We start from the raw sequence: 13,676 nt of genomic DNA, 5'->3' as shown, positions 1-13,676 counted from the left end.
CGCCCCGACCACGATGAACCCCTTTGCCAACACCCCCGAGCCGCCTTACTACGCCGTCATCTTCTCGTCGCGCAGGACGCGTGACGACGATGATGGCTACGGCCTCATGGCCCAGCGCATGGTGGACCTGGCCGCGCAGCAGCAAGGCTTCCTGGGCGCGGAAAGCACGCGCGGCGAGGACGGTTTCGGCATCACCGTGTCGTACTGGTCCACGGCCGAATCCATTGCGCGCTGGAAGCAGGATGCCGAGCACCTGGTCGCCCAGCAACTGGGCAAGGACGCCTGGTACGAGCACTATGAATTGCGCGTGGCCCGCGTGGAGCGCGCCTACGGCAAGCGCTGAATCCGGGCCACCTCCGCTTGCACCACGGCCTCGGCCAGCAGCGCAATGGAGCGCGGCGCGCAGCCTTCGGCATCGTTGCTCACCGTCACGAAGGCGGGCAGCCCGCGGCTGGTGATGCCATCGATGGTCTTGGCGAGGATGGCGCGCGTGTGCACATCGGGCGTGCGGATCTCGTCAAAGGGATCGTGCTTGGTTTGCGCATCGGGGTAGCCGTAGGCCCCGAACTCGCGGTTCAGGTTCCAGCGGCAGACCAGGGGGCTGGGCCACAGCCGCCGCAGAAAAACCAATTGCTCTTCGATGGGCGGCATCTTGCCGTGCAGCCCCAGGCAGAAGGTGGCGCCCGCAGCGCGCAGCGTGTCCGCCAGCTCGGGCGTCAAAAGCTCCGGGTCGCGCACTTCCACCGCCACGATGATCTGCGCGCCCAGCGGATGGGCGGCCAGCGCCGCTCGCACCGCGTCCAGCATGGCCTGCAGCCGCGCCAGCAGTTCGGTGGGGCGGCTCAGCAGGCCCCAGGTCATGGGACTGAGCTGGAACACCAGCACGCCGAGCTGCTCGCCCAGCCCTTCGAGCGTGGGCTCGACGAAGCTGGTCACGGCCAGATCGGGTTGAAGGAACACGGGGTTCAGCGACATGCCCTTGCCATCCTCGTCGCGGACCTGCGCATCGGTGACCACCGAAGGGCACTTGACCACGAAGCGGAAATCGGCCGGCACCTGGCCCGCGAAGGCCAGGTACTGGCTGGCCGTCAACGGCCTCCAGAAGCTGCGGTCCACGCAGACCGTTCGCATCAGCGGATGCCGGCCATAGGCCTCCAGTCCCTTCTTGGCGAGCACGCTTTTGTCATAGGCGCCATCCCAGATCAAACCTTCCCAGCCCGGGTAGGACCAGGTGGAGACCCCCATGCGCAAGCCCTGCGGAAGCTGGTCCGCCAGCGCCTGCCACTGCAGGGCCTGGGGCGCCAGCTGCACGGCGCCGACGGCCTTGCGGGATGCCGGCTTGCGGCCGCCAGGCGCCGCGCTGGCGGCAGGCGGGACCGGGGCTAAAGAGGGTGGGGAAGGCGGCGGTGAGGGCGGCGCGCCAAACAGATCGTCTTGCATGGGCTGGAGCATGGATTGTCCATGATGCCGCTGCGCCAGCGCAGCCCGCGTAGGCACTCAGGCCACGCAGGCCCCGGCCGCACTGGCGATGTGCTTGCAGGCCAATGCCGCGTCGCAGGCCTGGGGCGGGATCGATTGACGGAGCCTAAGGCGCTCTTGAGGAATCACAGTTTTCAGTGATTGCCACCCACCCGCTTCCTTTGAACAATCCGCACTGACACCTCACGGGCAGCTGTACCGCCGTGTCGGGGTGCCCCAAGACATGCGAAACACGCAAAACACGCAAAGGAGAGGGTGATGCTGACCATAGAACAGGTAGTGGCGGGCCCGCAGCGGTCCGTGCTCATCACATCGGAGGGCGTATTCGCCTGGGGCAATCTGGAGGTGTTGCGCACCCTGCCCGAAGGCGTGGACGCTGCCGAGGTCTGTGCGCCCGATGCCACGCGCATCGGCCACCGCAGCTTTTTCCAGCCCGTGCCCCAGCGCCTGAGCCCCCGTGGCACGCGTTGGGAGGGGCTGGTGGACGCGGGCCATTCGCTGCTGGCCTGGGCGGATGGCCATGCCTATGCCGTTGCGCCCCAGGTCCGCGATGCCGCGGGCGCCGTGCCCAGGCCTTTGGCCTTGGGCCGGCAGGATGCCGGGGTGCGGCGCATCTGGGCGGGTGAGCAGCAGGCCTATGTGCAGGACCGCGAAGGCGCACTCTGGGGATGGTCGGATGCCATGCCCGGTGCGCAGCGCGTGCAGGGCCTGCCCTCCGTGCGCAGCGTGTCCGTGGGCATGGGCCATGTGCTGGCGCTGGATGCCAGGGGTCAGGTCTGGTCCTGGGGCGCCAATGCTGCGGGCCAACTGGGGCAGGGCGATCTGGTGCAGCGCAGCCGTGTGCAGCGCGTGGTGCTGCCGCAGGGCGCTGCGGCCGTGGTGGCGGTGGCGGCGGGGGCCACGCACAGCCTGGCGCTGGATGAGAAGGGGCGGCTGTGGGGCTGGGGCTCCAACCACCAGGGCCAGCTGGACCAGGGGCTGCAGGCGGCCTACAGTCCCGGCCCCGTGCGCATTGCCGTGCCTGAGCGCCTCAGCAGTCTGGCGGCGGGCCTGCATTTTTCGGCGGCGACCACGCAGGGCGGGCAGGTGCTGGCCTGGGGCTGGAATGGCCTGGGCCAGTTGGGCCAGGGCGATGCGGCACCCCGCGCGGGCTTTCGCACCGTGCCCGGCCTGGAGGCGGTGCAGCAGATCAGCGTGGGCGGCACGCATGTGCTGGCCCTGGAGCGCGGCGGGCGCTGCTGGGCCTGGGGCGACAACCGCCATGGCGCCTGCCAGGGCGAGGACGGGGCCCAGGCCCAGTCCCGCCCCCATGCGCTGGCCTTGCACGCCCTCAATGACCTGACCGAAACCAACGCATTCGCCGGCACGGCAAAGGAGGCCCTGTGAAGCACCTGCAACAGGAACAGTCAATGCCAGCCCCGGGCCTGAACCGCAGGGCGCTGCTGCAATGGGGCGCCTTGCTGACGGCGGGCGCCGTGCTGCCCGGCTGCGGCGGTGGAGGCGGGCCGCGCGACGATCTGCCCGAGCCGCAGGCGCTGCGCTCCGTCAACGGCGTGCTGGAGCTGCACCTGAACGTGGGCTATGCGTCCATGGACATGGACCTGCCGGACAGCGATATTGCGCGCTGGGCCCGCTATCCGGCCGATCGGCAGCCCGGGCGGCGTCTGGAGCTGCGCAGCTTCAATGGGCGATACACGGCGCCCACGCTGTGGCTGCGCCCCGGCGACACGCTGAAGATGTGGGTGCACAACCAGCTGCCGGCCTCGCCCCAGGGCTCGGACTGGGCGCTGCTCAACCACCAGAACAGCACCAACATGCATTTCCACGGCCTGCACGTGGACCCGCGCGAGATACGGCCCGGCGTGTTTGGCGACTACGTGGTGGACGGGCCGGATGCCGGCATCGCGCCCGGCGCCACGCGCTACCACGAGATCCATCTGCCCGACGACCACAGTTGCGGCATCTACTGGTACCACCCGCATCTGCACGGCGCCACCAATGCCCAGGTCTCCAGCGGCATGTTCGGCGCCATCATCGTGGCCGATGCGCAGGACCCGTTCCGTGCCAGCGTGAACATGCGCGAGCGCGTGCTGTTCGCCCACAAGCTCACCGTCAACGCCAAGGGCCGCACCGATACGCTGGAAGACTCGATGCAGAATCCGGCTGGCGCCTTTTTGCTCAACGGCGCCTACCAGCCCACCATCGTGATGCGGCCCGGCGAGGTGCAGCATTGGCACATCGTCAATCCTTCATCGTTCTACCCGCTGCATCCCGTGCTCGACGGGCATGTGATGAATGTCTATGGCCGCGACGGCAACCATTACGGCGGCATCTACCGGCCGCTGAGCCGGCAGACGGCCGGGCAGCCGCTGGACATGCGCGACTGGCCCGGCAACTACATCTACCCAGGCGGGCGCCTGTCCATGGTGGTGCAGGCATCGATGGCGCCGGGCGAGTATTTCCTGCGCGCGGCCGCGTGCCCGTCCTTTCACCGGCCAAGCGGCAACGAGCCCTTCGAGGAGGTGCTGGCCCGGGTGGTGGTGCAGGGCGAGCCCGTGCAGGCCCGCGTGCCCGACCCGGCCCTGCTGCGCAGGCCCGGCGACTACACGCCCATCACCGATGCCGAACTGGCCAGCCATGGTGGTGTGCAGCGCGTCCTGCGCCTAGCCGTGCTGGCCGACGACGAGGACAAGGGCGTGCGCGACCCGGCCCTGGCGCCCATGCCGGCCGGCGAGAGCTGGGTGCTGAAGGTGGGCGGCAACCGATCGGTGTTTGCGGTGGGCACCGAGGCCATGCCGCTGGGCATGTCGCCCATCCATTCCAGCCTCACGCCTGTGCAGACCGTGCCCTTCAATGCGGTGGAGGAGTGGACGGTCTACAACTACAACGGCTACCCGCATCCCTTTCACATCCACGTCAACGATTGCTATGTGGTCAGGGTCAACGGCGCGCCGGTGACGCCGTTCTGGGCCGACACCCTGCCCGTGCCGCCGGGCACGGGCAGCAGCGGGGCGGCGGGGGTCACCAAGGGCAGCATCACCTTTCGCATGCGGTTCGCGGATTTCCACGGCAAGTTCGTCTGGCATTGCCATGCGCTGGACCATGAGGACCTGGGAATGATGCAGATCGTGGATGTGCGGCCCTGAAAGCCGGGCTTGTCCGATCGGCCATTCCCGCGCCCTTCCGGCTTCTGTTGCAAGCCCTTGAATTCATTGGCCTGCAAGAAATGCTTGCATTTGCGGGCGGGCCGTGAGCGGCCCGGCCCGAATCGCGTGTGGCACACTTGGCCGCTTTCCGGATTCCACGCCACGGGGCGCCTCTCGAATGCAAAAAATCATTGGCCAAATCGCCGCAGAACTGAATGTCAAGCCGCAGCAAGTGGGTGCTGCGGTCGAATTGCTTGATGGCGGAGCCACGGTTCCGTTCGTCGCCCGCTACCGCAAGGAAGTGACCGGCGGCCTGGACGACGCGCAATTGCGCCAGCTCGACGAACGCCTGGGCTATCTGCGCGAGCTGGAAGACCGCCGGGGCACGGTGCTCAAGGCCATCGACGAGCAGGGCAAACTGACCGATGCGCTGCGCCTGGCCATTGCCAATGCGCCGACCAAGCAGGAGCTGGAGGACATCTACCTGCCCTTCAAGCAAAAGCGCCGCACCAAGGGCCAGATTGCCAAGGAATTCGGCATCGAGCCGCTGGCCGACAAGCTGTTTGCCGACCCCACGCTGGACCCGCACAAGGAGGCCGAGGCCTTCTGCAAGCCCGCCACCACCCTTGACGACGGCAAGCCGGGCCCCGATTTCTCCACCACCTTCGCCGTGCTCGATGGCGTGCGCGACATCCTGTCCGAGCGCTGGGCCGAAGACCCGGCGCTGGTGCAGAAGCTGCGCGAATGGCTGTGGGAAGACGGCCTGCTGCGCTCCAAGAAGATCGAGGCCAAGAACGAGAACGACCCCGAGGTCGCCAAGTTCCGCGACTATTTCGAGTACGACGAACCGATTGGCCGCGTGCCCTCGCACCGCGCCCTGGCCGTGTTCCGTGGCCGCGCGCTGGAGATCCTCGAAGCCAAGCTGGTTCTTCCCGTGGAGCCCGAGCCCGGCCAGCCCAGCCTGGCCGAAGGCAAGATCGCCCTGCACCTGGGCTGGAGCCACGCCAAGCGCGCCAGCGACGACCTGATCCGTAAGTGCGTGGCCTGGACCTGGCGCGTCAAGCTGAGCCTGTCCACCGAGCGCGACCTGTTCTCGCGCCTGCGCGAAGACGCCGAGAAGGTGGCCATCAAGGTCTTTGGCGACAACCTGCGCGACCTGCTGCTGGCCGCGCCTGCGGGCCAGCGCGCCGTCATCGGCCTGGACCCGGGCATCCGCACGGGTGTCAAGGTGGCCGTGGTGGACAGCACGGGCAAGCTGGTGGACACCACCACCATCTACCCGCATGAGCCGCGCCGCGACTGGGACGGCTCCCTGGCCGTGCTGGCCCGCCTGGTCGAAAAGCACCAGATCAACCTGATTGCCATCGGCAACGGCACGGCCAGCCGCGAGACCGACAAGCTGGCGGCCGACCTGATCAAGATCGCCAGCAAGGCCGACCGCCAGATCGAGAAGGTCGTGGTCAGCGAGGCCGGCGCTTCCGTGTATTCCGCCAGCGAGTTCGCCTCGCAGGAAATGCCCGATGTGGACGTGAGCCTGCGCGGCGCCGCCAGCATTGCGCGCCGCCTGCAGGACCCGCTGGCCGAGCTGGTCAAGATCGACCCCAAGAGCATTGGCGTGGGCCAGTACCAGCACGACGTGAACCAAAGCGAGCTGGCGCGCCAGCTCGACGCCGTGGTCGAGGACTGCGTGAACTCCGTGGGCGTGGACCTGAACACGGCCTCAGCGCCGCTGCTGTCGCGCGTCTCGGGCCTGTCGGGCAGCGTGGCCAAGTCGGTGGTGCGCTGGCGGGATGCCAACGGCTCCTTCAAGAGCCGCAAGCAGCTGATGGACGTGGCCGGCCTGGGCGCCAAGACCTTCGAGCAGTCTGCAGGCTTTCTGCGCATCCGCGGCGGCGACAACCCGCTGGACATGACGGGCGTGCACCCGGAAACCTATCCCGTGGTCGAACGCATCATTGCCACCACGGGCAAGAGCGTGGACCAGCTCATGGGCCGCTCCGAGGTGCTCAAGGGCCTGAAGGCCGAGCAGTTCGTGAACGAGCAGTTCGGTGCCATCACCATCAAGGACATCCTGGGCGAGCTGGAAAAGCCCGGCCGCGATCCGCGCCCGGACTTCGTCGTCGCCCGCTTCAATGACGGCGTGGAAGACATCAAGGACCTCAAGGAAGGCATGACGCTGGAGGGCACGGTCAGCAACGTGGCCCAGTTCGGCGCCTTCGTGGACCTGGGCGTGCACCAGGACGGCCTGGTCCACGTCAGCCAGATGAGCCACAAGTTCATCGAGGACGCGCGTGAGGTCGTCAAGACCGGCCAGATCGTCAAGGTCAAGGTGCTGGAGGTCGATGTAGCGCGCAAGCGCATCAGCCTGACCATGAAGCTGGATGCGGCGCCCGCGCGGCGCGATGGCCCCCGTGACAACCGCTTCGAGAGCGCAGGCCGGGGCAGCCAGGGCCATCAGGGCGGCCAGCGCCGCGCGCCCGAGCCGGCGCAGCAGTCGGCCATGGCCTCGGCCTTCGCCAAGCTGCAGACCCGCAAGTAAGGCCGGGCAGGGCAAGGCAGGAAACGCGATGGCTGCGCACGCACTGGATCTGCAGACGCTGTTGACCCAGACGCTGGCCCTGCCGGCGCAGCCGCGCATTGTCGCGCTGCTGCTGCGCGAGCTGGTGCCCGAGCAGCCCAGCCTGCGCCGGCTGAGCCAGCTGTTCGCGGCCGATCCCGCGCTGGCTGCCGGGCTGCTGGCGCAGGCCAACGGCCCGGTCTTCGGCATGGCGGGCCGTGTCACCGGCATTCCGGAGGCGCTGGCCCTGCTGGCGCCCGCGCAGTTGCGACAGATCGTGCGGGGCATGCCGCTGGGCGTGGGCACGCATGCCGTGCCGGGCGTGGCCATGCCGGCCTTCTGGCGCTACAGCGTGGATGCCGCACGCGTGGCCCGCGCGCTGGCCGGCACGGTGCAGGCCAGCCCCACGGCGGCCTATGCGGCAGGCCTGCTGCACGGGCTGGGCGAGCTGGCCATGCACATGATCGATCCCGGCCGCGCGGCCACCATCTCCGAGCTGGTCGGTCCGCTGGACCCGCGCCGTGCCGAACTGGAGATGCGGCTGTGCGGCTACGCATACAGCCATGTCAGCGCAGGCCTGGCCCGGCGCTGGAATCTTCCGCCGCTGCTGGCCGACGCGCTGCAGCACCTGCACGCGCCGCTGGCCCAGCCCGGCTTCGATCCCCTGGCCTGCGTGCTGCACATCGCCGCATGGCGCGCCCGATCGCGCGAGGCGCAATGGGGCGAGCGCGCGCTGGCCGTGAGCTTTCCCGGCGAAGTGGGGGTGGCCCTGGGCCTGGACATCGACATGGTGCTGCGCCAGGACCCGGTGGACTGGATGGCCGACACGGGCCTGGATGTGCTGCTTTAGGGCAGGACCCAGGGCCGCCTGCGTCAGTTCCGGTGCCAGGGCGCCGGCACCATGTCGAAAAGCGGCGTGGGGTCGCGCCGGTAGGGCGCGGGGCTGATGGGCGCCATGGGCTGCATGGTCATGGGGTCGATGCGTGCCAGCTGCTGCATCCAGCCAATGTCCACACCGCCGCCCTGTGCGGGGCGCGAATAGATCAACTCCAGCATGCGCCGCGATGCCACATGGCCGTGGGACGCCGCCTGCTGGTACAGGCGCAGGGCCTCGGTGTAGTTGGCCGGCACGCCTTCGCCACGGTGATAGCGCTGGGCCTGCTCCCACTGCTGCTGGGCCGTGATGGGCTGGCGCACCTGGATGTCCTGCTCGCTGGGCGAGCCCCGCAACTCCGGCGTGCGCTGCAGCCGTTGCGGCCCCTGCGCCGCAGGCGGGGCAGACGTGCCCTGGGCCGACACCAGCTGGCCCGCAGGCCGCATGCGGTCGCCCAGCATCTGCGCATTGGCCGCCGCGCTGGATGAGCGTGGCGCCGCCGTACGGAACTGGCGCAGGGCGGCCTCGGGCTCGTCCTGCGCGAGCAAGGCCAGGCCCCATTCGAGCTGTGCGCCAGGGCTGCCCGAACGCGCCGCGCGCTGCAGCTGTTCCTGGTCGGGCGTGCCTGCCACGGTCAAGGCCTCGCCCACGGGCTCGGCCGTGGACAGCGGCGCCAGGCGCCGGGCCAGCAGCCATTCCAGGTATTGCGCACGGGCCGGGTCGGTCTTGGCCAGCTGGGCGATCCAGGGCCTTGCGGCCGGTGGATCGGGGGGCTGGCCGCAGCCGTCCATGGCGCACCAGGCCAGTCCCGCGCTGGCCAGCGGATGGCCGGCCCGCTGGGCACGCTCGAACCAGTTCCTGGCCTGTGGCCCGTCCTGGGCCATGGCAATGCCATGCAGTGCCAGCAGGCCCATGACCCATTGCGCCTCGCGCTGCGTGGCCGGGCTCACGCCCTTGCCTTCGGCGCGGCTGCGCAGTTGGGACAGGGCCCGTTGCTGGGCGGTATCCGAGGTCGAAGTGATGTTGCTGGTGCCCGGCTGGGAGCCGTACACGCTGGCCGTCGCCACCCGGATGGGCATGACCGGCGTGAAGCGGGCTGCCGCCTGCACATGCGGCAGCACGGCGGGCGCCAGACCGGGCAGCACCACCAGCAGCCCGGGCAGCACAAGCCTGGCGGTCAGGCGCAGCCCGCGGCGCCGCCGCGGCGAGGTTTCATGAGCGCTGGAGGGCATGGCAGGTGCCTCTGGTTGGCTTGTGGTCCGCACCGTGCATCAGCGCTTGGCCTGGGCCGGCACCACCTGCCAGAAGCGGGCCGAGCCGGTGTACCCGTCTGCGCCCAGCGAGCTGGCCATGTACTGGTTGACATCCTCCAGGGAGCGCATGCCCGGGATGGCGATGAAGGCCTTGCCCTGCAGCAGCGTGGGCAGCTTGTCGGTCATGTTCTGCTCGGTGGCGAAGCAGGCCACGCCTTCCTTGCCGGGAGGGCCGGCGTTGATCACATAGCCGGGGTTGGGGCTCATCCAGTCGGGCAGGCGCACGGACTGGGCGGCAGTGATCCAGCCCGAGCGGTTCACGTCGTTGGGCACCAGCCGGGTGACCTCGCCATCGGCGCCCGCCATGAAGCACGACAGGTAGGAGGCACGCGACACGGTGGTGGACAGGAAGAGCTGTTCACCCGTCTCGAAGGAGGTGCGGGTGGGCGTGATGTTCTCCACCCACAGGTCCAGCTTGCGGTCGGGCGCGGGGGCGCCGTAGCGGTAGTCGCCCGTGCCCACGGCCACGTTCTCGGAGGCGGTGGTGACCGGCGCTGCGCTCTTGGTGTTCCAGCCAATGCGCGTGATGTGCCCATCGGCGCCCACGGCCACGAAGTCGCGCAGTGCGCGCTCGTAGGTGTTGAAGTCCACCACGCCGTTGACCACCATGCCGCTGTCGGCCTGGAAGCGCCCTATGGCCTCGCGCCACTGCGGGTTGCCTGCGGTGAAGGCCGGGGCGTCCGGCGGCAGATAGCCCTTGCTGATCAGCGACTGGCGCACCAGTTCCTGGTGGATGCCGGCTTCGCCTTCCTCGTACCAGTCGCGCAGCTGGCGCTGGAAGTCGGGATGGGTCTGGTCCAGCGTCAGGCACTGCCAGTAGGGCAGGCGCGACCATTTGCCCAGCAGCTCGATCATGCCCAGCTCGACCAGGGTGCGCACGGCCGGGCCCGAGCCCTGGGCATAGTCGCGGCCCACGCTGAACTGCACGCCGTAGGTGCCGATGCGGCCGGACAGGTCCAGCCCCTGGCTGCCGTTGCCGATGACGACCTCGTTGGCCGAATCCAGGCCCGGGATGATGGTGCGCGTGCGGAAGTCGCCCAGGTGCAGCTCCATGCCCAGCACGGCGCCGCTGCGGTTGGCGCTGTAGCCGGTTTCCAGGCGCGAGGCGCTGGTGCCTATGTCCACGTTGTTGCGCAGCACGTTCTGGTCCATGAAGGACACGGCGCCCGACACATACAGGGCAGGGCGCTGCAGCTGAATCTGGTTGTTGTTGAGCAAGATGGTGGTGAGGTTCTGCACCGTATCCTGGCGGGCGATGTCCACCTCATAGTCCACGTAGCGGAAGGCACTGCTGACGCGCGACATCTGGGACAGGGCGGTGACCACCATCTCCTTGGCGGCCACGGCCACGCGGCCCGAGTAGTCGGGCAGCTGCTTGCTGGTGATCAGCACCGTGGGCATGTGGCTGTTGCGGAACATCCTGTCCATGCACATCAGCGAGTCGGAAAAGCTCGATATCGAGCGCACCGGCCGCACCACGGGGCGGTCGGCCGCATAGACCTTGTCCAGGTACTTGGCGTCCTTGCGTGCATCCAGCGGCGCGCAGCCCGACAGCAGCACGATGGAGGCAGAGACGGCGCAGGCAATGGCCCGCATGCAACCCTGTCTGCCGGACCATCGCTGGCGGAAAGTCCCACGGTCGTCCGCATGGCCGCCGAGTGCCGGCTGCAGCGCGGCATCGGGGCGGGGAAGTCCTGGCGATGGAAGGCGGTTGCGCATGATGGACCTCTGCTGGAAAACGGCGAGCCAGGGCACAGGCGCGCACGGGCGTCGGCGCCGGAAATGGGGGGATCGATAAATGGTGGGCGGCCCGAAGGCTGGCCGCCCTGTGTCGCGCTAGCGGCAGACGTTGACCAGGTCGCCCTTGAGGACCACGATCTGGTCCTTGGTCTGGGGCCCATAGCGGTTGAATGCGCTGGCGTTGGTGTTGCTGGCCAGGTCCTGGGTGCAGGTGCGCTGCATGCCCGTGCTGCTCGTCGTGGTCGTGGTCACCACGTTCGCCTCGGTGGAGATACCGGGCGCATTGGTCATGGACATGGCTTCGTAGCGCGCGATCTTGGCCTTGACATTGATGGGGATGTCGGTGACGGTGTCCAGCCCCGACGATGTCGGCTGCTTGGCCGTGGGCAGCCTGAGGTAGTCGACGGGCTTGTTCAGCACCACCGGGTCTTCGCCGGGGGCCGCTGCATGAAGGGGGTTCGCTCCGAGGGCGAGCCAGGCCAATAGGGCAGCCGAACAGAGATGGGCGGCGGTGTGCATGGTGGGCTCTCCTGGTGCGGTGAGCTGGGTCTTCGCCGGGAAGGTGCCGCCGGGTGGCCTGGGGCCGCCCGGCAGTTTCCTTCGTCCGGCAGCCAGGCTCAGTGGTTGTTGTAGCAGGTCACGCAGCCGTTGTTGCTGGAGATGTTCTGCACTGCCATGGAACCGTTGCCGGCGTAGTTGATGATGCCGGAGTTCTTGGCAGCCACCACCTGGATCGAAGTGCTCTTCACGTCCACTTCGCCATAGTTGGAGGCCAGGTTGTTGACGGCCACTGCGCTATAGCCATCGGCCTTGTTCAGGATGCCGCTGCCGGTGGCTGCGACGACTTGCAGCGAGCTGCCACTGCGATCGATGGTCACGTTGCCTGCATTGCTGGCCAGGTTCTGGGAGGCCTTGCCACCACCCGTTGCCACGTTCAGCACGCCGCTCCTGTTCAGCAGGGTGACCTGAACGCTGGGGCCATTGATTTCGATCTGGGAGCTGCTGCTGCCGCCGCCGCTGCCGCCACCGCCGCCACCACCCATGGGGCCTGCCATGGCAGCTGTTGCGATCAAGCTCAGGGAAAGAATTGCAAGCGATTTCATGATGGCTCCTTGATGAAGAATCGGACTATCAGGAAGAGGTGTGTAAGCACCCGTTTTGCAGACACTTTGCGGAGGTTTCCGGCTTTGTCTCCCTGGACCCCTGCTCGTTGTCTGGACTCCAATGTGCTCGGGGAGATCCGTCCATTCCATCTCTTGTCCGGGGTAGCCATGAGCGCTGATCCACTTGCCGGGTACTTACCCACCCAGGCCGTTTGCAGGCAGGCTGCATCGCGTTAAAGCGGCAGCCGTGCGCAATGAATGGATCTGGGTAGTTTCAAGGTGTAACGACAGAAAATTTACGGTTGCAGCTTTGCTTGGGGTCGCCGTCTCGGCGGGTGCGGGGGCTTTTGGGCAACCTGGTGTATCGAAGTGCACGCACCAGAGGCCGGCGGCGGCAACAAAGGCAGGATCGGCCCTTGTCACAGGGCGAGATTGAAGGCGTGGTGCGCGGTGTCTGGATCCGCAAGATCTGCCGGGCCGGCGCTCAGGAAACTCCGTAGTCGATTCCTCACACAAAAGTGTTAATTTGTAATCTACGCAATCTTTCACAAACTTCGTCAAAGATTGTGGATATCGGTTGCGATTTCTCTTAATGTGGAAAGGCAAGTCTGTGATCGGTTGCGTCATATACATGGCGTGACATTTGAGGAGAGCAGCATGAATCCATCCGACGTTCCCGCCGATGCCCGTCCCCTGATCGCCGAGTCCCCTCGCGCCCAGGGCATGCTGGGCACAGGTCTGAGCTCTGCCATGTGGCCCGACTACCTGGCGGGCCAGCCCGACAAGCCCGTGCGGGTGCTGCTGGTGGACGACGATGCCCATATCCGCATGGTCATTGCGCAGGAAATCATGAACGACCCGCGCACCCTGGTCGTGGCCCAGGCCGGCAGCGTGCGCGACGGGCGCAAGGCCATCCGCCAGCATGAATTCGACGTGATGCTGGTGGACCTGAACCTGGGTGACGGCGAGGGCTTCGAGCTGCTGGACATGATGAAGACCGTGCGGCCCACGGCCGAGGCCGTCATCATCTCCGTGATGGAAAACGACGAACAGGTGCTGCGCGCCTTCGAACTGGGCGCCACGGGCTACCTCGTCAAGAACTCCTGGTTCGGCAACTATCCGCAGGCCGTGCTGCAGGTGGCCAATGGCGGCGCATCCGTCACCCCCAGCCTGGCGCGCAGGTTGCTGCAGCGCTTCGACAAGACCCAGGGCGCCGAGCCCAAGCGCCGCACGCCCGACGAGGCAGACCGCCTGTCCACACGCGAGCGCGAGGTGCTGCGCATGGTGGCCAGCGGCTACACCAGCGCCGAGATCGGCTCGCGCCTGATGATCAGCGCCATGACGGTCAACACGCACATCAAGAACATCTACCGCAAGCTGCAGGTGCGCACACGCGCCCAGGCGGTGCGCTTTGCATCGCTGCGCGGCCTGTTCTGATCCTGGGGCGGCGTCCTGCCCGCAGCG

Annotated in this window: 11 protein-coding genes; 6 read left to right on the top strand and 5 right to left on the bottom strand. The window is 67.9% G+C overall.

The features are described 5' to 3' along the window. The first annotated feature begins 13 nt into the window (after positions 1 to 13). Positions 14 to 343, top strand: coding sequence for an antibiotic biosynthesis monooxygenase (locus KDK82_RS11780; protein ID WP_088164976.1), 330 nt, complete (start codon positions 14 to 16; stop codon positions 341 to 343). Here the strand turns inward: KDK82_RS11780 and KDK82_RS11775 are convergent. After that, positions 328 to 1,440: a DUF72 domain-containing protein gene (locus KDK82_RS11775; RefSeq protein WP_088165499.1), complete on the bottom strand. Its 1,113-nt coding sequence runs from the start codon at positions 1,438 to 1,440 to the stop codon at positions 328 to 330. The genes KDK82_RS11780 and KDK82_RS11775 overlap by 16 nt on opposite strands. A 297-nt stretch (positions 1,441 to 1,737) precedes the next feature. On the opposite strand from KDK82_RS11775, the gene KDK82_RS11770 reads away from it, so the two are divergent. The 4 genes from KDK82_RS11770 to KDK82_RS11755 all read left to right on the top strand — a co-directional run bounded on the left by KDK82_RS11770 (position 1,738) and on the right by KDK82_RS11755 (position 8,032). Then, positions 1,738 to 2,865, top strand: a complete 1,128-nt coding sequence (locus tag KDK82_RS11770; RefSeq protein WP_088164975.1) for a chromosome condensation regulator — start codon at positions 1,738 to 1,740, stop codon at positions 2,863 to 2,865. Positions 2,866 to 2,888: 23 nt separating this feature from the next. Beyond that, positions 2,889 to 4,625: a multicopper oxidase family protein gene (locus KDK82_RS11765; protein ID WP_063326329.1), complete on the top strand. Its 1,737-nt coding sequence runs from the start codon at positions 2,889 to 2,891 to the stop codon at positions 4,623 to 4,625. Between the two features lie 178 nt (positions 4,626 to 4,803). Next, positions 4,804 to 7,164, top strand: coding sequence for a Tex family protein (locus KDK82_RS11760; RefSeq protein WP_043820880.1), 2,361 nt, complete (start codon positions 4,804 to 4,806; stop codon positions 7,162 to 7,164). Positions 7,165 to 7,192: 28 nt separating this feature from the next. Continuing rightward, complete coding sequence (locus KDK82_RS11755; RefSeq protein ID WP_043820881.1) at positions 7,193 to 8,032, top strand: HDOD domain-containing protein; 840 nt, start codon at positions 7,193 to 7,195, stop codon at positions 8,030 to 8,032. A 23-nt stretch (positions 8,033 to 8,055) separates the two neighbouring features. Here the strand turns inward: KDK82_RS11755 and KDK82_RS11750 are convergent, their stop codons facing one another. The 4 genes from KDK82_RS11750 to KDK82_RS11735 form a co-directional block, all read right to left on the bottom strand. After that, positions 8,056 to 9,288: an SEL1-like repeat protein gene (locus tag KDK82_RS11750; RefSeq protein ID WP_088164974.1), complete on the bottom strand. Its 1,233-nt coding sequence runs from the start codon at positions 9,286 to 9,288 to the stop codon at positions 8,056 to 8,058. A gap of 39 nt (positions 9,289 to 9,327) precedes the next feature. After that, complete coding sequence (locus tag KDK82_RS11745; RefSeq protein WP_043820886.1) at positions 9,328 to 10,965, bottom strand: DUF4384 domain-containing protein; 1,638 nt, start codon at positions 10,963 to 10,965, stop codon at positions 9,328 to 9,330. A gap of 240 nt (positions 10,966 to 11,205) precedes the next feature. Then, on the bottom strand, positions 11,206 to 11,628 hold the full coding sequence (locus KDK82_RS11740) for a hypothetical protein (protein ID WP_012205216.1): 423 nt from the start codon (positions 11,626 to 11,628) through the stop codon (positions 11,206 to 11,208). Between the two features lie 98 nt (positions 11,629 to 11,726). Next, on the bottom strand, positions 11,727 to 12,212 hold the full coding sequence (locus tag KDK82_RS11735) for a hypothetical protein (protein WP_012205217.1): 486 nt from the start codon (positions 12,210 to 12,212) through the stop codon (positions 11,727 to 11,729). Between the two features lie 657 nt (positions 12,213 to 12,869). Here KDK82_RS11735 and KDK82_RS11730 point away from each other — a divergent pair. Further along, positions 12,870 to 13,649, top strand: a complete 780-nt coding sequence (locus KDK82_RS11730) for a response regulator transcription factor (protein ID WP_012205218.1) — start codon at positions 12,870 to 12,872, stop codon at positions 13,647 to 13,649. Positions 13,650 to 13,676 lie beyond the last annotated feature (27 nt).

It is taken from the genome of Delftia sp. K82 (genome assembly GCF_002193035.1).
In the GTDB taxonomy this organism is placed as follows: Bacteria; Pseudomonadota; Gammaproteobacteria; order Burkholderiales; family Burkholderiaceae_C; genus Comamonas; species Comamonas acidovorans.
This window is presented reverse-complemented; position numbering and strand designations above follow the sequence as displayed.